Source organism: Dolichospermum sp. FACHB-1091 (assembly GCF_014697585.1).
Taxonomy (GTDB): domain Bacteria; phylum Cyanobacteriota; class Cyanobacteriia; order Cyanobacteriales; family Nostocaceae; genus Dolichospermum.
Window position 1 is genome coordinate 98,913 of sequence record NZ_JACJSB010000010.1, and the last position, 21,673, is coordinate 120,585.

Genomic DNA, 21,673 nt, shown 5'->3' on the forward strand with positions numbered 1-21,673 from the left:
GTAACAAAAGGAAACAACTCCATGACACGATTGTTTGCTTTGCTTTTGGCGATGACTCTTTGGTTCAATTTTGCTCCTCCAGCACAAGCGCTAGGGGCTAACCTTGTACCTTGTAAAGACTCTCCCGCCTTTCAAGAGCTAGCACTAAATGCCCGCAATACCACCTCTGACCCCGAATCAGGTAAAAAGCGGTTTGAACGTTATTCTCAGGCTCTCTGTGGACCAGAAGGCTATCCCCACTTGATTGTAGATGGCAGCCTGAATCATGCTGGAGATTTCCTGATCCCTAGTATTCTTTTCCTCTACATTGCTGGTTGGATTGGTTGGGTAGGCCGTGCTTATTTACAAGCGATTAAAAACGGAGCTAATGCCGAACAAAAAGAAATCCAAATTGATTTCGGTATTGCTCTACCTATTATCACCTCCGGTTTTGCTTGGCCAGCAGCAGCAATTAAGGAATTTCTCTCCGGCGAGCTAACAGCGAAAGATTCAGAAATTACCGTTTCGCCACGTTAATTCACTTGTTTTCACTCACTTATTCTGGAGACTAAATTCATGGCTGAAAAAGGTAACGAAACTAACTACTTGATTACATTCATCTCCACTGCTCCCGTTGCGGCAACTATCTGGTTGACAATCACAGCAGGAATTTTGATTGAATTTAATCGCTTCTTCCCTGACCTACTTTTTCACCCTCTATAGGTTGAAAATACGGTTCATAAAAGCTAATTTACTTAGTTTTTGCTGGTAGATTGTCTGATTGAGTGATCAAACCGAATTAGGTAAAAGTATACCTCAAATCGGCGATCTTAACTAATGTATGAAACTCGTTATGTTGTCGCTTGGAAAGCGGGTTTCATACTTTCCTTGATTAGAAAGTGGCAAAAGTAATTTTTCTGAACTTCCTCAATGGCAGTTTTCAGGGAAATTATTTTCTAATTTATTTCTAATATAGAAGTGCCAACTCTCTAATTTAAAGGCAAGCAGACAACATAACTCAAGCAGTAAGTTGATCAAAAACCAACAAGAGTGATTCAAGGAATCTAAAAATACTTATGGCAATAGCAGCAGGACGTGATCCGCAAAAAGGCGATCTAGAAACCCCCATCAATTCCGCTCCTTTGGTGAAGTGGTTTATTAGCAACTTGCCAGCATACCGCGCTGGTTTAAATCCTTTTAGACGGGGTTTGGAAGTTGGTATGGCTCATGGATACTTGCTATTTGGACCTTTTGAAAAATTAGGTCCATTACGCAATGCCTCCAACGCTAACTTAGCTGGTTTATTGGGCAGTGTTGGCTTAGTTGTGATTTTAACAGCTTGCCTATCCTTATATGCAAATAGCAATCCTGATAAAGCCCTTGCTAGTATTGCTGTACCTAATCCTCCAGTTGATGCTTTCAACTCCAAGGAAAGCTGGAATAATTTCGCCAGTGCGTTCTTAATTGGTGGTATCGGTGGTGCAGTAGTCGCTTTCTTCTTGACAGCTAATTCTGGTTTAATCCAAGGTTTATTGGGCTAATTTGATTTTTGGTAATGGGTAGTAGTTACTACTTTTACCCATTACCAATTACCTTACTTAAGTGGGTGAACGAAAAAAACCCACACAAGTAACGAAAAGTAAAGTTACCCAAAACCTGTTCCCAGTTAAGAGTTCCCTTGTCATAACGACAATTTTTAACGCCAACCTACTTATTCAAAAATAGCTTTCTCTATTTCCTTTAAAGCTTGCTCAAAATCGTCATTGATAATTTGTAAATCAAATTCATCAGCAGCGGCTATTTCTGCTTCAGCACGTTTGAGACGACGACAAATTGCTTCCTCAGAATCTTGTCCGCGTCCACGAATCCGGTTTTCTAATTCTGAAAATGAAGGTGGTAAAATGAAGATACTCTGGGCGCTAGGAAAGGCGGTTCTGATTTGTCTTGCTCCTTCTAATTCAATTTCTAATAGCACCAACTTACCCGACTGAATATGGTCAAGCACCGCTGCACGGGGTGTACCATAAAAGTTACCAGCAAATTCTGCCCATTCTAAAAGTTCACCTTTAGTCACTAATTCTTGAAATTCTTGACGAGTAATAAAGTAATATTTTTCACAATTTATTTCTCCCGGACGTGGAGAACGGGTCGTGACGGAGACTGAATAATATAATTCTGGATGACGCTGGAGAATTTCATTCATTAAAGTGCCTTTACCGACTCCGCTAGGACCTGTTAAAACAATTAGTTTGCCCAGGGTAGGAGATTCTTGGGTATTTGTAGCATGATAGAAAGGTAAGACTGGCATTATCCGGGAAAAAAGTGAACTAATAAATTAATCAATAAGTGTACATGATTCCTTAATAAGTGTACATGATTCCTTAGTCTTGTTTTAGCTGGTAAAACAACTAATTGCTATTTTGAATTTGGGAATTGAGATTTTTGCATATCTACAATATAAGCCTTTGCGGCTGAATCTTTGATCCTCACTGTTCAAATTAGCATCAAGACTAAAGAATTTGTAGCACTGGTGACAGAAAACCAGTCTATCGAAATGGTATAGACGATATGGTACAAATAGAGTTGGGTTGATAACTATTCCGGTGATTAATTATCTACAACATGATGGTCACGGGAAATGACAAACCGGTTGGCTACGGTTTCCGGCTGAATTGCGGAGAGAATTACATGACTAGAATCGGTGATAATTACCGCTCTAGTGCGTCTTCCATAGGTAGCATCAACCAGTTGACCTCTATCCCTAGCATCGGTAATAATCCGTTTAATGGGAGCAGATTCTGGACTAACTATGGCCACGACTCTGTTAGCAGAGACGATATTACCAAACCCGATATTGATTAATTGAATTTCCATAAAAAAAATTTCAGCTAAACGAGAAATGAAAAGCTTGTAGTAAACTTATTCTCATGTTATCGCTAAAGAATGGGAGTTACAACGATTTAAACACAGTTAGTCTGAGTTTTTTCATAATTAATGCTTTTTTTGGCTGTATTATCCACCAAATTTCCTAAAAATATTCCTGATGATATACGCAAAATCATATCCATACAAGCTAGTGACCCAGGGCGTAATTAAAACTTCTCTTTCATGTTGATAATAAAGTCTTTTTCATGAGTGAGTTTGGGACTTTTAGTGAAATAGCTCAAATATTTTAGGTTTAGTGACTTTCCCCATAGCGTTGCGCGGTAATTCTTCAACTATCATAATTCGAGTTGGGATTTTATAAACTGCCAATTGCTCCTTCGCCCAAATCCTCAAAGATTGTAATGTCAATTGACGTTGTGGTAATAATACTAAAGCCGCGCAAACTCGCTGCCCCCATTCTAAATCAGTAACCCCAACCACTGCACATTCTTGAATATCTGGATGATTTCTTAATACTTCCTCAATTTCTAAAGCGGAAACTTTATACCCTCCCGTTTTGATGATATCTACGCTCATTCGCCCTAAAATGCGGTAGTTGCCATTCTCAACTATAGCCGTATCTCCAGTACAAAACCAGCCGTCTCTAAATGCCTTTTCCGTTGCTTGGGGGTTTTGCCAATATTCTAAAAACACTCCAGGGCTTTTGACTTGGATTTCCCCTGGTGTTCCTGATGACACTAATTCTCCACTCTCATCTACTAATCTTACTTCTACTTGCGGTAAAGGTTGACCCACATATCCTGCGTATCTTTGACCATGTAAAGGATTAGATAGTGCCATACCAATTTCCGTCATTCCATAGCGTTCTAGGAGAAAATGACCGCTAATCCTTTGCCATTTTTCTAACACTTGTATTGGTAAAGCCGCTGAACCAGAAACCATCAAACGCATTTTTTTACACCCTGCTTCCATGCTTGTTTGACGTTCCTGAGTAGAATTTTCCCAAACAGTAATCAATTTTACATAAATTGTCGGTACTGCCATAAATAGGGTTAAGTCCCCGTCACAAATACGATTCCAAACGATTTGGGCATCAAATTTACTGAATATGTGACACTCAGCCCCAGCCCATAAAGCACAGGTGAGGACGTTAATAATACCATGAATATGATGTAAAGGCAGTATATTTAAAATGCGGTCATTCGATGTCCATTCCCAAGCAGTAATTAGACTGGTCACTTGAGATTGAATATGCTCATGGGTTGTGACTACACCCTTGGGTTTACCCGTTGTCCCACTGGTATAAAGAATTAATGCCCGTCTTTTAATATCTACATTTGGTAAGGTAGTAACATGATTTGGCAATGTTTCTGAGGTAAGAATCAAGGGCAAATTTTTTTCAGTAGCGATCGCTCGTAGTGTATCCTCGTATTGGGGATCAGCAACAATAATTGATACTCCTGAATTTGTAATCACATACTCCAATTCTGGAAGAGGGTGAGAAACACACAGCGGTACAGCTATGCCTCCAGCCCGCCAAATTCCCCACTGAGTAGCCACATACTCAAACCCTGGGGGGATGAGAAAAGCCACTCTCTGTTCTTGTAAGTCTTCTGTATCTTTAAGCAGAGTTGTAGCAATTAGACTAGAAATATGCAGTAAATTACGATAGCTAAATTCTCCTTTATCTGTCACAATTGCTATCTTGTTGTTATGTTCTTTAGCACGAGTAATCAAAGGTAGATTCACTTTTCTTTACCAATTTTTCACCAGTTTATGGTTGATACTAACTAAACAGAAACTTTTCTGTCAAACTGGAAATCACAAAAGTAATTTCTTAATTCTGCGCTCCAGGTATGTTAAAGATTTTAACGTTTTATTGATCACAAAAACAAAATATTATCAATATTTTCAAATATTGATAAATCGCCAAAAGCTTTGTTAAATGAAGGTTTCATGTTTTAGGTTACTCAAAACGACGGGAAGAAAGAAATAAAAGATCAAAAAATTTGGCGCAGACTGACAAAGAAATGGTATGGTAGGCAGAAATCGCTTATGTACAAACTAGCTATATCTATACTGTATGCCTGGTTTAACCTAATAAAATTGTTAGGAGTGTACGTTAATATTATGAGTATAAACTTTTGATTTAAATAAGTATATTTTCATTTCATTTAGCGCATTAATTAGTGTTTAAGCTGCATATTTTTGTAGCAGTTAGGATTTTTTAATCCTCAGTTCTTGAATATTTAACTGGAGTTTAAAAACAGGATCTTTTGCTTAAAGATTTGATAAAGTGTTCATGGAAAAAACCTAATTTATGAGAAAATATCTTTAAAAAATATCTGACAGACAATAGACATATGGGAGAAAGTAGAGACGTGACCTGGGTAGGGATTATCGAACCTACACCTAAACAGGACTTACGCAAAATATCTCTCAAACCCTCATTTCTCTGAGTTCTCTGTGCCTGGAGTGGTTCGTGTATTCCGTGACTCATGGGTAAGTCCTACTAAATTCATACTTGGTTGGAGCAACGCCAAAAATCATACAAGAACTTATTGAATAGACATCTGGTTTTTTACCAAAAAGAATAATTGTGTGTACTATAAAAAAGAATAATATGACGGTTAAAGAAAGTATGAGAATTTTAGTCACGGGCGGTGCGGGGTTTATCGGTTCTCATTTGATTGATAGATTAATGAATGATGGTCATGAAGTCATCTGTTTGGATAATTTCTATACAGGAAAGAAACATAATCTCCTCCAATGGTTAGATAATCCTAATTTTGAAATGATCCGTCATGATATCACTGAACCAATTCGCTTAGAAGTTGATCAAGTTTATCATCTAGCTTGTCCCGCTTCTCCAGTGCATTATCAGTACAACCCGATTAAAACCGTTAAAACTAATGTTATTGGGACACTCAATATGTTAGGTTTGGCTAAACGGGTGAAAGCGAGATTTTTATTAGCTTCCACCAGTGAAGTCTACGGAGATCCAGAAGTTCATCCCCAAACGGAAGATTATCGCGGTAGTGTCAATCCCATTGGTATTCGTTCATGTTATGACGAAGGGAAAAGAATGGCGGAAACCTTAGCATTTGATTATCACAGAGAGAATAAAGTTGATATTCGCGTCGCCAGAATCTTCAATACCTATGGACCGAGAATGCTAGAAAATGATGGGCGAGTAGTCAGCAATTTTGTCGCCCAAGCATTACGAGGTATTCCTTTAACTGTTTATGGTGAAGGTCAACAAACTCGCAGTTTTTGCTATGTTTCTGACTTAGTAAATGGATTAATGCGATTAATGAATGGTGAACATACAGGACCGATAAATCTGGGTAATCCTGATGAATACACTATTTTAGAATTAGCTCAAGCTGTGCAAAACTTGATTAATCCCTTCTCAGAAATTAAATTTGAACCCCTACCTGCTGATGATCCCCGTCGTCGTCGTCCTGATATTACTAAAGCACAAACTTTATTAAATTGGCAACCTACTATTCCCCTCCAAGACGGGTTAAAGCTAATGATCGAAGATTTCCGTCAACGGTTTCAACAGGTTTAGTAGTGCTAAATTCTCTTGATTGGCTTGATTCACTGACAATTTTAAAAAACAAGGATTTCAAAAATGCGTGTTTGCGTAATCGGTACTGGCTATGTTGGTTTAGTTACAGGTGCTTGTTTAGCTCACATTGGCCATGATGTCATCTGTATAGATAACAATGAAGAAAAAGTAAAATTAATGAAGTCTGGTCAGTCGCCCATTTTTGAGCCAGGACTATCGGAAATTATGCAATCTGCCATTAATAGTGGTAATATTCAATTCTCTAGTGATCTCGCGGCTGGGGTTGATCATGGGGAAATTCTCTTTATTGCTGTGGGAACTCCTCCTTTACCTAATGGTGAAAGTGATACTCGCTATGTAGAAGCTGTGGCTCGTGGTATTGGCGAAAATCTCAATGGTGGTTATAAGGTAATTGTTAATAAATCCACGGTTCCCATCGGTTCTGGTGACTGGGTAAGAATGATTGTTTTAGATGGGATTGCGGAAAGACAAAAAACATTCTCAGCATCTGGTAATACAATTAGCGACGACAAATTCTCGCAAATTGCCCATGATTTTGATGTTGTCAGTAATCCAGAGTTTCTGCGGGAAGGTTCGGCAGTTTATGATACTTTTAATCCTGATCGGATTGTCTTAGGTGGAAATAGTGAACAAGCCACCGGCATGATGAAAGAATTATATGCCCCTATTGTAGAACGCAAATTTGCGGCCGATAAATCTTTACCTCCTGTTCCCGTTCTGGTGACAGATTTAAGTTCCGCAGAAATGATCAAATACGCGGCTAATGCCTTTTTAGCCACTAAGATTAGCTTTATTAACGAGGTAGCTAATATTTGCGATCGCGTGGGTGCGGATGTTACCCAAGTAGCAAAAGGCATAGGTTTAGATTCCCGCATTGGTAGTAAGTTTTTACAAGCTGGTATTGGTTGGGGTGGTTCATGTTTTCCTAAAGATGTTTCCGCCCTCATTCACACCGCAGGTGATTATGGCTATGAAGCCCAACTTATGAAAGCTGCGGTTAGTGTTAACGAGCGCCAACGCTTAATCGCTTTAGAAAAACTACAACAGGCTTTAAAAATTCTCAAAGGTAAGACTGTGGGCTTGCTCGGTTTAACCTTCAAACCAGATACGGATGATTTACGAGACGCACCCGCATTAATCCTCATTGAACAACTTAACCGATTGGGAGCTAAAGTTAAGGCTTATGACCCCATAATCTCCCAAACAGGAATGCGTCATGGTCTTTCCGGTGTATTAGTAGAAACCGATGCAGAAAGACTAGCGGATAGCTGTGATGCTTTGGTACTTGTCACTGAATGGCAACAGTTCAGCACTTTAGACTATGGGAAAATGGCAAAATTGATGAATCACGCAGTAATGATTGATGGTCGTAATTTCCTTGATCCTCAAACCATAATCCGGGCTGGATTTCAGTATGTAGGTGTGGGAAGGTAAAAAAGGCAACTGTTAGGGGTAATGTTCTTGTTTTCTCTTGTTTTCTCCTGACTGCTCCTGGAAAAATTAAATCGCCGCCCAGTGGAATCTGGACGGCGTTGATTTTTTTCAATTTTAAAAATTGTTAAGAACTGCGAGGAATTCGTTCAATTTCTGCATAACCACTAAAAATCAATCTTTGGCCTTCTGTTTCTAAACGATTTAGTCGCATTTTTACCCCATCTAAATCAAAGCGATCTAAATCAACCATATTATCCAAAATTTCTACCAATGCCACACTTAAAGTCTGGGAAATTTCCCGTTGTGCTTCTGGAACTCCCTCAAGTTCAATCTTGGGATCTTGGAAAGAAACCCGCCTTCTTCTTTCAATCCCAATCCCAACGGTCATACTTAGGGGTATGAGTTCACCATTTTTTAAGTCGGCTGTGGCTACTAAATGTAAGCGATTTTCAGGTAATAGCTTGATTTGAACGTCGGTAAAGGAAACCGGTTCACCACCGGATATTTCAATTAAAGTGGGTTCAGAAAGGTTCAGCAGTCGCTTTTTCACCAGTTCCGACTCAAAAGCCCGATTAATGCCTATTTCTGATAAAATCACCTGGGCTACCGCTTGGGTAGGTTGTTTGAGATTGAGTTTACCACTGAGAACCGAGCCGAAGTCAATGGCTACCGCGTCGGTTTCAAAGGACATTTCCTCTACTGCGAAGTCTTTACGAATTACCAAGCCACGACCGTTCATTTTAAAGCTGTCAATGCTGCCTTGCAACAGTTTGCTGGAGGGGTAGCAGCGCACAAAGACTTCTACCGACTCGCTTTGGGTAAACAGGTGGCGAATCGTTTGGCTGGCGACTGTGTTGAGCATTCGCTCTCCCCAATCGGTGCTTTTGGGATCTGTTAAACCAGTGAGTCCGCCGAACATTAGGTTTTAGTTTTTAGAAGTTCTTTATATTTTTGTAACAAATTGTGAACAATTATGCAAGCGATCCCCTGATTTAATCTACTAATGACTGAGAACAGGATAACTGATGGTTCTTATTTGGTTAATATCTTATTAATTTCACTATATATGTTAATAACACAGGTGTTGATATAATCAGTTATGTAATGTACATAAAAAACCATGAAGGCCACTGAAACCAACTTCCTCAAATTTCTAGAGGGTAAACATCAATTTATTATACCCATCTACCAACGTACTTATTGTTGGACAATCAGGCAGTGTGAACAATTATGGAAAGATATAGTGCGAACTGGAAAGGATGAAAAAGCATCAGGGCATTTTCTTGGTTCTGTAGTCTATATTGATCGTGGACTATATCATGTGACTTCCGTTCCGCAACTGCTGGTAATTGATGGACAGCAAAGACTAACCACTCTCTCATTATTACTAGCAGCTTTCGGGAAGGCTATTGAGGAAACAGAGACAAAATTAGAAACTAGCCTTCGTAAAATAGAGAGTTATTATTTATTCAATAAAGAGGAGGAAGGAGAAGAACAATATAAACTACTATTAACTCAAAGTGACAAAGATACATTTATTCGTCAAATAGAACATCGTGAATTACCTAAAAATAAATCTATTCATATTCAGCAAAATTACGAGTTTTTTGAAAATCAGATTCGTCAACCGGAAATTGATTTAACTATTCTATATAACGGAATTAAAAAATTAATTATTGTAGATATATCGCTAGACAGAGATCGAGATGATCCTCAACTAATTTTTGAGAGCCTCAATTCCACAGGACTTGACCTGTCTCAAGCAGACATGATCCGGAATTATGTTTTGATGGGATTAGAACAAAAAGAGCAAGAAAAAATCTACAACCAATATTGGTTTCCCATGGAGCGGATTTTTGATAGTGTAGATTCAACAGAAATGTTTGATCGTTTCATTCGTGATTACTTAACTTTAAAATCTCCTGTTGGCTCTATCCCTAATATCAGAGATGTTTATCGCAGTTTTAAAAATGAACTTGATTCTCAAAGAGATCCTTCAATTAAAGATATAGTAGCTGATGTTTATCGGTATGCAGAATATTTTGCTAAATTAGCTTTCAATCAGGAAACAAATGAAAAAATAAAAGAGATAATTGCAGATATTAAAAGTCTTAAAATAGATGTTGCTTATCCATTTTTAATGGAAGTCTACGATGACTGGATTCACCGTAAAGTAATAATTAACGACGAATTTATAAATATCCTGAAGCTAGTAGAAAGCTATATATTTCGACGGAGTATTTGTGAAATTCCTACCAACGGTATGAATAAAACCTTTGCTACGTTGAGTCGGGAAATTGACAAAAAAAATTACATGAAAAGTTTACAAACTGTGCTAATTACTAAGAGTAGATCCCAAAGGTTTCCAACGGATGAAGAGTTTCATAGACAATTCGTAATTAAAGACATTTACAACTTCCGTAGTTATAAGTATCTATTGCGTAAACTGGAAAATCATGGGCGGAAAGAGTTGGTAAATATAGACGAATATCAGGTTGAACATATAATGCCACAAAATCCCCATTTATCTCTAGAATGGCAGGAAGATTTAGGAAAGAAATGGCCAGAAATTCAAGCCAAGTATCTGCACACTATTGGTAATTTAACTTTAACCAGATATAATGCTAAATTAAGAGACCGTTCATTTATAGATAAGCGAGATGAAAAGGATGGTGGATTTGCAGATAGTCCTCTACATTTAAATAGAGGCCTACAGCATCTGAAACAATGGAATGAAACAGAAATCAAAAACCGAGCAGCATCATTAGCAGAAATTGCTGTTAAAGTTTGGACTTTTCCATCTGTAAAATAAGTTTAAATAACTAACATCAACATTTAGCTGCGTTGGGTTGGTAATGCGGGATCACTTCACAGGTGTCACCTTGATCTTGAACATGACCCCTTAATTTGCTAAACTCAAAATTCAATAGGATTCTGTCCGCAAACAAAAATCTGAGTATTGGGAATTGGGGGAGGTTTCGCAGAGTGATTGAAAGTGAAGACATAGAACAAATTCATCCCCAGGACTTTTCATGGCGGTTTTGGCCTGTTGTGCCAATTTATCCTTATGGTAAACGGCGTACTATTTGTAAAGAAGTTGTTAAAGACACCATCTGGACCTTTGACCAATTACAGGGTATTTTCTATGTAGTTGTGCCAATTCGCATGACTGTAGTAAGGCTAGAAAAGGGCGGTTTGCTGGTTTATGCACCCGTCGCACCCACTGGTGAATGTATCCGATTATTAAATAAATTGATGGGTAAATACGGCAGTATTAAGTATATTATTTTGCCAACCATATCGGGAATAGAACATAAAGTATTTGTTGGTCCTTTTGCACGACAGTTTCCCACAGCACAGGTATTTGTTGCACCCGGACAATGGAGTTTTCCCATTAATCTACCGTTGAGTTGGTTGGGTTTACCTGGTAAACGAACTCGGATATTACCTGAAAATAGCCAGGAAGCCCCTTTTGCTGAGGATTTTGATTATGCAATCCTCGGACCGATTGATTTGGGTTTGGGTAAGTTTGCAGAGGTGGCTTTTTTCCACAAGCGATCGCACACGCTCTTAGTTACAGATACTATAGTTTCAGTACCAGCAGAACCACCAGCAATTGTCCAACTTGACCCCTATCCTTTATTATACCACGCCAAAGATCAAGCTTTTGACATGGTTTTAGATACCCCAGCCAATCGCCTCAAAGGGTGGCAGCGAGTAACATTATTTGCCTTGTACTTCAGTCCTAGTACGTTGAAAGTACCTACATGGAATCAAATATGGCGGGATGCCCAAAAAGCCCCAGAAAGGTCTAAAAAGGCATATTTTGGGTTTTTTCCTTTCCAATGGCAGGAAAATTGGCAAGATTCTTTTGATATTTTGCGAGGGAATGGGCGGATATTTGTTGCGCCAATTTTACAACGTTTGATTTTAAATCGCGCACCCCAGGAAACTATCAATTGGGCTGATAAAGTTGCAAAATGGGATTTTCAATGGATTATTCCCTGTCATTTTGATGCCCCAATTAAATCAGAATCGCAACAATTTCGTCAAGCATTTGGGTTTTTAGAAACACAATCCCTTGGGGGTGTTGTTAGTAGCAATAGTTATCTTTTACCGGAGGATGATTTTAAATTGTTGAGAGATATTGATGCGGGTTTGAATAAGCTTGGTATTGTGCCACCAGCGCGGGAGAAGGTGTAGAATTTAGGGTATTATTCAGTTTTTAAATTTAACAAATTTCTTAAAAACTCAGTGAAATTTTTAATAGCTGGAATTTCCTCTGTCTCAATACTAATCCAATCATCACGCATAATAGTTACCGTATTTGTCATACCTGGTCGAAGAACACTGGCCACTGTGGCAATTATAGCTTTTCGTTGATCAAAAGGTTTCCACTCTAACTTTTTCTTCCTCTCTTCCTCAGAAAATTTATCTATATATTCCCTTGCTCTTTGCATATATTCAGGATAAACTAAATCTCCACAATCACAAATTAAAGTATCTAAAACTCCTGGTTGAGAATTATCTGGTAATATATAAATTCCTGCTTTTGTTTCTAATTCTGGTGAACCTTCTGTAACATTACCACTTTGAGTAACTTCAGTTGGAAAATGAGGAAAATATTCTTTAAAATCTTTATGATACTCTTTTACCACTTTGTCAGGTGTATTGTTATCAGTATCAGCTACTATTGCAAAAGCGAAAAAAGTTGAAATATCAATATCAGATAATTTAGCTTTTAAATTCTTAATTAACTCATCTCCATTACCTACATATATAGCTATTGAGAAATTTTCATTATCTAATATCTGAGGCATATCAAGCCTATCATATAATTTTCCACCTTTAGGATAATTAGGGATAAATTTTCGCCAAAAATTATCTAGTTCTGACATCTTCCCATCAAATTTAGAAAAGCCTAATAATTTACACAATATCCTAGATACAAAAGCCTGATCATGGGGACCCTCCACACCAATTAAAACATATTTCCGACTCACCAACGCACCTCCTGACCTAATTCTTCTCTTAATCGTCTTAATCTATGTCCATCATGTCTAACTACTTTTGTTTTTCCTTCCTTTGGTTCTAAGCGATAAAGCACTAAATCTGAATCTGATTCAGTAACTTCTAATAAAGCATCAACAGCTTCCAGACTATGGGTAGTTGCAAATAATTGAACATCCATTTCTGTACACCATTTAACTAACCATTGAAAAGAATTTTGTAGTGCTTCTGTGTGAATTGTTGACTCTAATTCATCAATTAAAAGAATACCACCTTTGACGCTGGCTAGTTTAAGAGCTATATGTAATAAGCGACGAATACCATCACCAAAGGTGCTGACTGGTGCAAGTCCTAGTTTTTTATGTTGAATATATATATTGAATCGAGAACCCATAGATTCTGGAGGTAACAAAATTTCTATATCAGAAATATTGTTATCCATCTGTTGTAATAATTTCACTACATCAGATTTAAAATTTTGAAATGTTGCTTCTGAAAGTAATCGAAATTGACCAACTTCTGAACGATGAGATGATGGTGTTACTACAGATGTCTTGAGACTTGGTTCTCTCTTTCCAGATAATCTATAAAAACGTTCATCCTCCCATAACAAAAAATCTGTAATCAAATCAGATGGTTCACCAAGTAAACTTAACTGATAACCATCATCTGCAAATACTTCTATTTTTAGATTAATTCCTTTCCTAACTCTCGGTGTATCTTCATTTTCAATTTCTTGCTCATTATTATTCTCAATTTCTTCTTCGTTGCTAATATTTTTGATACTCCTTTCCTCAGATAACGATATTTGCTCCATTTCTTCATAGCTTGCTATTAACTTTTTTACAGAAAATAAACCAGTGCTAGAAATAAGAATAATAGCTTTATCGGGTTCTACAGTGGACGCAGAATTATGTGTAAATAACCACCTTATCGCATCCAGTAGAGGAGTACGATATACTCCAATATCCTGCTCTCTTTGACGTGCTGTACTGAGCCATACTTTAATATCTAATGGATGACAGTAGACAGATAATGCTTCTAGAACACTAGTTTTCCCTGAGTTGTTAATACCCACAAGTAGGTTAATACGTCCGAGATCCTTTAGTTCTAAGTCTCGGAGTCCTCTAAATTGATGAATTGTGACGTTTTCTAAATTTCTCATAGACTTATTTTAGCTCAAGCTGTATACCATAGATTATTTTTCTAAAAGTTGTCAATATATAACATACCAGCTTAGACAAAAATCGCCCCATGATTACGGTTACGCTAAGAATACCAGAAGATGTAGTAGAAGAATTGAAACAACTTGCACCCATACTTTGTTTTTCTGGTTATCAACCCTTGATTCGAGCATATATTGGACAGGGAATGAGAGCAGATTTAGAAAAGTTAGAAAATAACAGGACTTACGCAAAATATCTCTCAAACCCTCTTTTCTTCGTTCTCTTCGTTCCTTCGTGGTTCATTATTCCGTGACTTGTGCGTAAGTCCTAAATAAGACAGTTAATGCTTTAATTGCTAGTTTAAAACGACATGGTGTGAGTGATGATATTATCCATGAAGCATTAAATGAAGTTGTTAATAAATAAGTAAAATAGCTGGAATTAACAGTCTAATATTTCCCTAATAACACTCTTTAAATCTGCATCAGCAGGGCGTTTTGTAAACTGTTCATGACTATAAATCCATACAGGCGTAATTACAAACATTTCTGAATTGACTAAATACATCAATCTAATTTGTCCAGAAGCACCTTTAGCAAACCTCAATTCCAATTTATGAAACGTCCATCCTTCAGGTAAATCAATCTTACCAGGTAACGGTTCTTGGCGGGAATTTGGAGGATATGTAATCAAATCTTCCAATACTTCTACAATCAATTCAACAAAAGCATCTCCATGAACTTTTCTCAATTTTTTGAAAGAACGTTTAAAATTTTCGGATTCTTCAATCGAGAAGGGAATTAAGCCAGTTACGCACTTCTCCTTTCTTGATTCTAGTTGATGATTCCGAAGTAAAAGCGTCCTTCACAAGTTTAGACATTATAGGTTGATAAGCAGGATGATCACGTTCTATTAGGTCTAATTTTTGATGACCTAATGCTTTCAAATCTTCCAGCAAAATCGCCTTAGTTGAGCTTGCGTGGGGTATTAAACCCTTACGAGCTTTTTTCCAAGGAAACTCCAAATGAATCATATCACTCAGCAAATAGGCGTGATAACCTCCAAAATTTTCCCATACTTCTTCGAGAAGTTGTTTTTTATCATCAGGAATTTGTAACAATAATTCTTGACTAGGAACAGGTAATTGATTCGCTTCAAATTCGCTGTAAAATCTATAAGCAGGAGGACACACAGGACTGTATCGCCATGCTTGAATTTCTTCTGCAAATAACGGTTCATCGTACATCGCTAAATGTAAGCTTTGTGAATAATACAAAAGCTTCTGAACTTTCATATTAGTCATTTCTGCTTCCATACCGTCTTCGTAGGCTCTCGCAATAAAGTAACGAGCCGCATTGAGACAATCAATCATAATCAAACTCGCAAATCAAAATAGAATGAATATCTTAAAAAATTTTTTCTGTCCCCTGCTCCCGTGGTTTTGGGATAAAACAGTTGTAGCACCTCAAGGTTTCCTCCATTACCTGCACTGACTCATTATAAACGATTTTGATAAATTCTAGGTGTTGAGCTAGACTAGGTGCTTATTTCCGCACAGACCAAGAGCGAACTTGACCTAAAGTTACAGGAATGCGATCGCTCACGTCAATGGTAAATAGATAGACTTTTTTAGCTCTGCGGCCATTTTCCGGGTCAAAAAACTTTAATTTCACATCCCAACAATCACTATTAATGCGACAGAAAGGACTTTTTTCCACTTCAATACTATCAAGCTGCATCCCTGTAGAAATAGCTTGAGAAAAACTAGAAGCGGCTTGAAAAGCATTAGTTACAGAAAAATTCAGCGCCCTATCTTTAGCAAATTGACCTAAATTTTGTAAATCAAAATAAACTCGATTTAAAAAACTAGTTAAGGCTTTTCGCATGGCTATTTCTTGGGCTGGTGCTGTGCCTTCTGTAATTACAGTTTGCATTGCCATATCTACTAAACTATTGACTTTCCAGCCATACATTCCCCTAGTATTAGTTAGAGTAATTACAGGCACAACTTGACCAGAAAATAATTCCACAGTTCTATCTGTTAATCTTGCAGGAATACTTACCCGTTCCACAAAATCATCACTATCTTCTGGTTGAATTTGTCCCTCTAACATAGCAATTAGAGTTTCATAGATATCTGCGGCAAAACCACTTACAGGTTCTAAAGCATAAATAGGAGTCAGTTCTTGGTTAAGAGTCCAAATTAAAGGTTTAGCTTCGGCGGGATTTTCTGATAGATAATTCACCATTTGCCGGCTATCATAAGGATTAGCAGGGATAATTGCCCCGTCCATATTCACTGCTGGCATTAATTGTTTAAAGGAGTCTCTTCTGGCTTCATTACCAAAATCATAACCAATAGTTCCTAAAGCATAAACCAATTTAGAAGCGGCGCTAGGGGTAACACCTTGAGTTATTTCGCTTCTTTGTTCTCGTTCCCAGTCTCCGGCTGGGAATACCGTCTCCAAGGCTCTGCCTGATGATATAGTGAGAGGCAGAGCCTCTAATGTAGCATTCCCAGGTTCTACCTGGGAACGAGAGATTCCTACTCCCCTCTCCTGGTAGGAGAGGGGTTGGGGGTGAGGTTGTTGTACTCCCTGGTAGGAGAGGGGTTGGGGGTGAGGTTGTTGTACTCCCTGGTAGGAGAGGGGCTGGAGGTGAGGTTGTTGTACTCCCTGGTAGGAGAGGGGTTGGGGGTGAGGTTGTTGTACTCCCTGATAGGAGAGGGGCTGGAGGTGAGGTTCTAACTTTTCTCCCGTCAATAATTGAAACGCACCGGGAATATTCAACTTACCTAATAAACACCGTTCCGGTTCTTCCACCTCTTCCGGGTTACAGGGAATAGCACTATTTAAAATCGCTTCCCGCACTGCTTCCGCATTGGGTTGTTCACCCCGTTGCAATTGCATACTCATTAATAAGGCAGAAATACCTGTAACAATGGGTGCAGCGCAACTTGTACCTTTTTCTCTGATAGGTTCTTCCGTACCCGGTTGTGCGCCTAAAATATTTTCACCATTCGCCATTACACCCTTATTTTGATATTCTCCGCCGTAATTACTAAATTTAAACGGTTGACCATCATCTCGCATTGCACCCACTGTAATCACACCAGGAAGAATAGAGGGAATACACCAACATTCCCCTTTATCATTACCACCTGGGGCAACAATTAACATATTGTTATCTTGGCATTGTTTCACAGCACGGGCAAATAAATCTGGTGCTACTCCGGTTTGGGTAGGGTGACAAGCAGCGATATGGATAATATTCGCTCCCCATTGCCAAGCGGTATTAATAGCGTGGGTAAGGTTGATAGGGGAAATAAAATCATCATTAGCGAAGGAAATAGGAATATTTAATGCTGTACATAAAGGGGCAATACCAGGGGCAGGTGTGCCGTGTTGCCCTAAAATTGTGCTAGAAATGTGAGTAGCATGACTGGATAATTCAATGCGTTGTCTAATAGCTGGAGGGAAAGGTGCAAAAAATGCCTCCCGTTCTTTTTTTGCCTCTTCTTTATCGTGGTCGGGGTCGTCTTTTTTGTCTTTTTGTTGTTTGTTAAAATCTAAATATAAATTGAGATAATAATAGTATTCTTCGTTGAGTTCAATATCTTCTGACCAGTAGGGTTTAAATTGACTAAATTTTGCCCCTTGAAAACAACTGCGTGCTAAATCAGCAGCACCATCAAGGATAGCAATTTTAATGCGAGGGTCGCCTTTTGTGCGTGTCCAAATTTGGGAGATTCCGGGAATGTCGGTAAGGTTAGGCATGGTTTTGATTGTGTTGTTGTAATTGATGTTATAATTATGGGTGAAAAGTCTAATTTTTTATAAAGTTAATGCCAGCTAAAGATATTTTTCATGATGCTGTTAGGATCGGGTTAGAAAAAGACGGTTGGGTGATTACAGATGATCCTTTAAGGATAGAAGTCGGTGATGTGGAAATGTATATTGATCTCGGTGCAGAGCAAGTTTTAGCTGCTGAAAGAGAAGGAGAAAAAATAGCTGTAGAAATTAAGAGTTTTATTGGTACATCTAATATTTCTCAATTTCATCAAGCCATTGGACAATTTTTTAATTATCATTTGGCATTAGAAGAACAACAACCAGAAAGAGTTTTATATTTAGCTGTTCCTTCAGGAATTTATTACTCTTTCTTTCAATTGCAGTTTATTAAAACAGTTGTTGAGCGTTCCCAAGTTAAAATCATGATTTATGATCCAGTTCAGGAGGTAATTGTAGCATGGAAAAACTAGAACAATATCGCAATTATGTCAAACAAGTGATCACAGAATATGCTCAATTAGGTTCAGCTAAAGATGAAATTGAACAACAATTGATTTTTGATAGTTTTGGTGATCATTATCAATTGATGTATGTGGGTTGGAAAAACAGAAGACGGCAGCATGGTTGTGTTTTGCATTTGGATATTAAAGATCAGAAAATTTGGATACAACATGATGGAACTGAAATTGGTATAGCAGATGAGTTAGTTAAATTAGGAGTGCCAAAATCAGATATTGTTTTAGCATTTCATGAACCTTTAGTGAGACAATATACGGGTTTTGCTGTTGGTTGATTTTCACATAGATTTTACATCATTTTTGGAAATATTTACATTATGTCATACAGTGATTTTACCCTCAGAAAAGTCAAGCAAACCTTTGGCATAAATACCGTTGAAAATAAAAAGTTTCTGCCAGAAATCCAACCAATAGCTGCTAGTGCAACCCTGACTGATTTTTTAGCAGAAAGTTTACCATTAGCTATAGCGACAGGAAGTGAAAAAGCACGTTCTGAGTTAATCATTAGTCCGGTTTTACTAGAGGTTCGTAAGATTTTACAAAGAAAAATTAGTTTATTTTCTGGTACAGATTTTACTGTAGATTCGGCTTTAGGATTGAATGGAGTCTGTGATTTTGTTCTGAGTCGTTCAACGGAACAGTTAGAAGTGGAAGCACCAGCAGTTATGATTGTGGAAGCCAAAAAATCAGACTTAAATCCGGGTATTGGCCAGTGTATTGCGGAAATGATTGCTGCTCAAAAATTCAATGAAATTAATAATCAACCCATTCCTACAATTTATGGTAGCGTCACTAATGGTACTGTTTGGCGATTTCTACAATTAACGGAACAAACTGTAACAATTGATTTTACAGATTATCCCCTTCCTCCTGTTGATGTCATTTTAGGAATTTTAGTTTGGATGGTAACTGCTGCTAACTAGATAATCTACTAATAAAATTCTCATGTTCTGGACTTGCTAAACCCTGCTGCAAAACAGCTAATACTGTACCTAAATCTCCTCCTAATAATGCTATTTTATCTAACCATAAACCGGGGAATATTTGGGAACAAATTATATTATCTGCATTGGGTTGAAGTTGAATATACTCCCCTTGTTGTAACCTAAACCAATCAAATTGATAGTCATAAACTCGCCAGATTAAATATTCTTGGACTTGATTACGACGATAAACTTTGAGTTTTTCATGTAAATCATAGGAAGCACTAGAAGCAGCAATTTCTACTATTAATTCTGGCGCACCTTCTACATAATCATCTTTATTTATTCTTGATTGTCCTCCTGTTTCAATTCTTAATAAAGCATCCGGTTGTGGTTCGTTATCTGTATCAAGAAGAACAGTTGTGTTATCCAGTGCTTCCACTCCTGGTGTAGCTGCTTCATAAGCGATTAACCAACCCATAATGCGAGCATGGGGTTTGCCGTGTTGTTTTGCTCTAACAGGTGATGCCACGTAAACTACTCCTTCAATTAATTCGGCTTTTTTGAGATTCGGCATGGCATGATAACGCCGTTCAAATTCATGACGGGTTAATTTGTCGCCGTTTTCTAGGGGAGGAATAGTTAAGATGGGAGAAATTGCAGTAGTAGATATCATAAAATTTGCTCGAATTTTGCAGAAAATGAAATTGTCACCAATCACGATTTACGGTTACTGAGCGGAGTCGAAGTACAGGATTTCAGGATTTACAGGATGTTACATGAGTAATTTTGGTTTGGATGATAACTTTTGCTCATAATTGATTGCGATTAATTTGGTGGATGCCAACCTGCTTTAACCCAATTTTTACGCACAGTAACAGCTAAACTATTATTCAATCTCAACGCCCCGATTGTAGCACGACCACAGGCTGTCAGACCGATAATTTCTGTCCCCTCTGGACTCCAAGTAAAATGTTTTTGCCATTGTTGTTGACGAGGATTAAATAGAGAAACTATTTCACCAGATTTAGGATCTAAATTCTCAGTTTGTGTCCATTTGTATTGATTACATAATTCACACGCTAAACAGAGATTATCTTCTGTATCATCTCCTCCTTTAGCTACAGGTTGGATATGATCAATTTGCAATCTACCCATAATATAATCTTGATGACTAAGGCAATACTCACAGCGATTTTCTGCCCGTTCTCTTACCTTTTGGCGTATGGTTTCAGATAGAGAACTCATGGCGATAAAGGAGTTTTTATTCCCCGTTTGACAGCTTCGGCTAAACCTTCAGATTTTCTTAATTGTCCCATTTGATAAAGGGACATTAAAATTAATAATTCATAACGTTCTCCTGCTGTTAAACCGGTATTTTTTCCTTTAGCTTGTAGTTCTCCCAAGCGTTGATTTTGCACTACATCCATTTTTAAATTAGCTAATTCTAGAACTTCCTCATCGGAAATATCAGGAATGCTTGAATTAATGCTCATTTCTGAGAGATTATCTAAGGTAGGTAATACTATTTCTAGGGTGTCAAGTAAAACATCTGATATCTCTCGCGCTGTTGCTTCTCCAAGACGCTGGATAGAAGCAGCTAAACTTTCGGGTAAGTTAATAGTTATGGGAATAGTCATAGAAAATACGATGGTTGATTACAATTCTAGTTTAGATGATGTTTGGGATGAATTTCTTTGTTATTTTTTTGTCTGAATCAGGATATCCAGGATTTCAGGATTTACAGGATGTTACCCAACATTTCGGTGATTTTGTGATTTAATGTTGTTGGGTTGCGCTGTCGCTTAACCCAACCTACATCTAACCTATAGATATCATTATTGTCAGATTATGTCTTTTTTAAGCTATATTTTGTAATGTTTGGGGTTGGGGTATAGGCTTACCGATTTGATTATAGCCATACAGCAAATCTTCTAACACTTCCTTAGCATTTTCTAGAGCTTCTTCATAACTTTCTCCGTGGGTTTTAGCATATTTTCCCCACTCAGGTAAAAAAGCAATATACGCTTGATCTTCTTGGGACCATTGAATTAAAATACTATATTTCATAGTTCATCTCCTTTTTCTAATTGTTCAAGTTCTTTGATACTTTCTATTATATCTTTCTCTTGATAGGGTTTTGCATCTTTGCTGTCTTTGCCAGATAGGACTACAGGTTTTGGTAAAAGCGGATGAATCCAGTAAGAATGACTACCTTTTCCCCGCTTTGGTAATAACGTAAATCCTGCTTTTTGCAACATCTGTTTTAATTCTCTAATTTTTTTGGGCATTTAGTTTTATTTATTTGGACTTCTGGAAATTGCATTTGAATGATGTTACCCAACATTTTGGTGATTTTGTGATTTAATTT

At 37.7% G+C, this 21,673-nt stretch carries 24 protein-coding genes and 1 pseudogene; 11 read left to right on the forward strand and 14 right to left on the reverse strand.

Annotated features, from left to right (window positions below; all coding sequences use genetic code 11):
- The first annotated feature begins 21 nt into the window (after nt 1–21).
- From H6G25_RS08550 to H6G25_RS08560, 3 genes are all read left to right on the forward strand, one after another.
- Entirely contained in the window at nt 22–516 is a 495-nt protein-coding gene (locus H6G25_RS08550; protein ID WP_028083753.1) for a photosystem I reaction center subunit III, read from the forward strand.
- Between the two features lie 39 nt (nt 517–555).
- The gene (gene psaJ / locus H6G25_RS08555) at nt 556–702 is read left to right on the forward strand and encodes a photosystem I reaction center subunit IX (protein WP_015079100.1); all 147 of its coding nucleotides are present in this window, start codon (nt 556–558) and stop codon (nt 700–702) included.
- 347 nt (nt 703–1,049) lie between these two features.
- Nucleotides 1,050–1,520, forward strand: a complete 471-nt coding sequence (locus H6G25_RS08560) for a photosystem I reaction center subunit XI (protein ID WP_271829797.1) — start codon at nt 1,050–1,052, stop codon at nt 1,518–1,520.
- 170 nt (nt 1,521–1,690) lie between these two features.
- On the opposite strand, the gene gmk is transcribed toward H6G25_RS08560, so the two are convergent.
- From gmk to H6G25_RS08575, 3 genes are all read right to left on the reverse strand, one after another.
- The gene (gmk, locus tag H6G25_RS08565) at nt 1,691–2,287 is read right to left on the reverse strand and encodes a guanylate kinase (protein ID WP_190392116.1); all 597 of its coding nucleotides are present in this window, start codon (nt 2,285–2,287) and stop codon (nt 1,691–1,693) included.
- A 299-nt stretch (nt 2,288–2,586) separates the two neighbouring features.
- A complete protein-coding gene (locus H6G25_RS08570; protein ID WP_015080662.1) occupies nt 2,587–2,853 on the reverse strand; it encodes a DUF370 domain-containing protein in 267 nt (88 codons plus the stop codon).
- Between the two features lie 276 nt (nt 2,854–3,129).
- Nucleotides 3,130–4,614: an AMP-binding protein gene (locus H6G25_RS08575; protein ID WP_190392117.1), complete on the reverse strand. Its 1,485-nt coding sequence runs from the start codon at nt 4,612–4,614 to the stop codon at nt 3,130–3,132.
- 892 nt (nt 4,615–5,506) lie between these two features.
- On the opposite strand from H6G25_RS08575, the gene H6G25_RS08580 reads away from it, so the two are divergent.
- Together H6G25_RS08580 and H6G25_RS08585 are read left to right on the forward strand one after the other, a co-directional pair.
- A complete protein-coding gene (locus tag H6G25_RS08580; protein WP_190392143.1) occupies nt 5,507–6,439 on the forward strand; it encodes a UDP-glucuronic acid decarboxylase family protein in 933 nt (310 codons plus the stop codon).
- A gap of 63 nt (nt 6,440–6,502) precedes the next feature.
- Entirely contained in the window at nt 6,503–7,894 is a 1,392-nt protein-coding gene (locus tag H6G25_RS08585; RefSeq protein WP_190392118.1) for a UDP-glucose/GDP-mannose dehydrogenase family protein, read from the forward strand.
- Nucleotides 7,895–8,018: 124 nt separating this feature from the next.
- Here H6G25_RS08585 and H6G25_RS08590 read toward each other — a convergent pair whose 3' ends face one another.
- A complete protein-coding gene (locus tag H6G25_RS08590) occupies nt 8,019–8,813 on the reverse strand; it encodes a DUF2993 domain-containing protein (protein WP_190392119.1) in 795 nt (264 codons plus the stop codon).
- A 201-nt stretch (nt 8,814–9,014) separates the two neighbouring features.
- Here H6G25_RS08590 and H6G25_RS08595 point away from each other — a divergent pair, with 201 nt between their 5' ends.
- Nucleotides 9,015–10,706 carry a DUF262 domain-containing protein gene (locus tag H6G25_RS08595; protein ID WP_190392120.1) on the forward strand — a complete coding sequence of 564 codons (1,692 nt, stop codon included), beginning with the start codon at nt 9,015–9,017 and terminating at the stop codon, nt 10,704–10,706.
- 173 nt (nt 10,707–10,879) lie between these two features.
- On the forward strand, nt 10,880–12,097 hold the full coding sequence (locus H6G25_RS08600; RefSeq protein ID WP_190392121.1) for a DUF4336 domain-containing protein: 1,218 nt from the start codon (nt 10,880–10,882) through the stop codon (nt 12,095–12,097).
- 11 nt (nt 12,098–12,108) lie between these two features.
- Here the strand turns inward: H6G25_RS08600 and H6G25_RS08605 are convergent, their stop codons facing one another.
- Together H6G25_RS08605 and H6G25_RS08610 are read right to left on the reverse strand one after the other, a co-directional pair.
- A complete protein-coding gene (locus H6G25_RS08605) occupies nt 12,109–12,897 on the reverse strand; it encodes a DUF3226 domain-containing protein (protein WP_190392122.1) in 789 nt (262 codons plus the stop codon).
- On the reverse strand, nt 12,894–14,069 hold the full coding sequence (locus tag H6G25_RS08610; RefSeq protein WP_190392123.1) for an ATP-binding protein: 1,176 nt from the start codon (nt 14,067–14,069) through the stop codon (nt 12,894–12,896). Before H6G25_RS08610 ends, H6G25_RS08605 begins: the two co-directional genes overlap by 4 nt.
- Before the next feature lie 89 nt (nt 14,070–14,158).
- On the opposite strand from H6G25_RS08610, the pseudogene H6G25_RS08615 reads away from it, so the two are divergent.
- Nucleotides 14,159–14,496 (forward strand): annotated as a pseudogene (locus H6G25_RS08615) (hypothetical protein).
- Between the two features lie 15 nt (nt 14,497–14,511).
- Here the strand turns inward: H6G25_RS08615 and H6G25_RS08620 are convergent.
- From H6G25_RS08620 to H6G25_RS08630, 3 genes are all read right to left on the reverse strand, one after another.
- On the reverse strand, nt 14,512–14,820 hold the full coding sequence (locus H6G25_RS08620) for a hypothetical protein (RefSeq protein WP_242034910.1): 309 nt from the start codon (nt 14,818–14,820) through the stop codon (nt 14,512–14,514).
- Nucleotides 14,821–14,854: 34 nt separating this feature from the next.
- Entirely contained in the window at nt 14,855–15,442 is a 588-nt protein-coding gene (locus H6G25_RS08625; protein ID WP_190392124.1) for a type II toxin-antitoxin system antitoxin SocA domain-containing protein, read from the reverse strand.
- A gap of 172 nt (nt 15,443–15,614) precedes the next feature.
- Nucleotides 15,615–17,846 (reverse strand): PatA/PatG family cyanobactin maturation protease, encoded by a 2,232-nt coding sequence (locus H6G25_RS08630; RefSeq protein WP_190392125.1) that lies wholly within the window; start codon nt 17,844–17,846, stop codon nt 15,615–15,617.
- A 68-nt stretch (nt 17,847–17,914) separates the two neighbouring features.
- On the opposite strand from H6G25_RS08630, the gene H6G25_RS08635 reads away from it, so the two are divergent.
- From H6G25_RS08635 to H6G25_RS08645, 3 genes are read left to right on the forward strand one after another with little or no spacing between them, the layout of a single operon-like run.
- Nucleotides 17,915–18,331, forward strand: a complete 417-nt coding sequence (locus H6G25_RS08635; RefSeq protein WP_190392126.1) for a XisH family protein — start codon at nt 17,915–17,917, stop codon at nt 18,329–18,331.
- Nucleotides 18,319–18,654 (forward strand): XisI protein, encoded by a 336-nt coding sequence (locus H6G25_RS08640; protein ID WP_168359007.1) that lies wholly within the window; start codon nt 18,319–18,321, stop codon nt 18,652–18,654. The genes H6G25_RS08635 and H6G25_RS08640 overlap by 13 nt, the downstream gene beginning before the upstream one ends.
- Nucleotides 18,655–18,696: 42 nt before the next feature.
- Nucleotides 18,697–19,302, forward strand: coding sequence for a hypothetical protein (locus H6G25_RS08645; protein WP_190392127.1), 606 nt, complete (start codon nt 18,697–18,699; stop codon nt 19,300–19,302).
- Here the strand turns inward: H6G25_RS08645 and H6G25_RS08650 are convergent.
- The 5 genes from H6G25_RS08650 to H6G25_RS08670 form a co-directional block, all read right to left on the reverse strand.
- The gene (locus H6G25_RS08650; protein WP_174783395.1) at nt 19,295–19,978 is read right to left on the reverse strand and encodes a Uma2 family endonuclease; all 684 of its coding nucleotides are present in this window, start codon (nt 19,976–19,978) and stop codon (nt 19,295–19,297) included. The two genes, H6G25_RS08645 and H6G25_RS08650, sit on opposite strands and share 8 nt — an antisense overlap.
- Nucleotides 19,979–20,130: 152 nt before the next feature.
- Nucleotides 20,131–20,550 carry an HNH endonuclease gene (locus tag H6G25_RS08655; RefSeq protein ID WP_168359009.1) on the reverse strand — a complete coding sequence of 140 codons (420 nt, stop codon included), beginning with the start codon at nt 20,548–20,550 and terminating at the stop codon, nt 20,131–20,133.
- Nucleotides 20,547–20,942, reverse strand: coding sequence for a hypothetical protein (locus H6G25_RS08660; protein ID WP_039200150.1), 396 nt, complete (start codon nt 20,940–20,942; stop codon nt 20,547–20,549). The genes H6G25_RS08655 and H6G25_RS08660 overlap by 4 nt, the downstream gene beginning before the upstream one ends.
- 220 nt (nt 20,943–21,162) lie before the next feature.
- Nucleotides 21,163–21,372: a type II toxin-antitoxin system HicB family antitoxin gene (locus tag H6G25_RS08665; RefSeq protein WP_168359010.1), complete on the reverse strand. Its 210-nt coding sequence runs from the start codon at nt 21,370–21,372 to the stop codon at nt 21,163–21,165.
- On the reverse strand, nt 21,369–21,593 hold the full coding sequence (locus H6G25_RS08670; protein ID WP_028083551.1) for a type II toxin-antitoxin system HicA family toxin: 225 nt from the start codon (nt 21,591–21,593) through the stop codon (nt 21,369–21,371). The genes H6G25_RS08665 and H6G25_RS08670 overlap by 4 nt, the downstream gene beginning before the upstream one ends.
- Between the last annotated feature and the right edge of the window lie 80 nt (nt 21,594–21,673).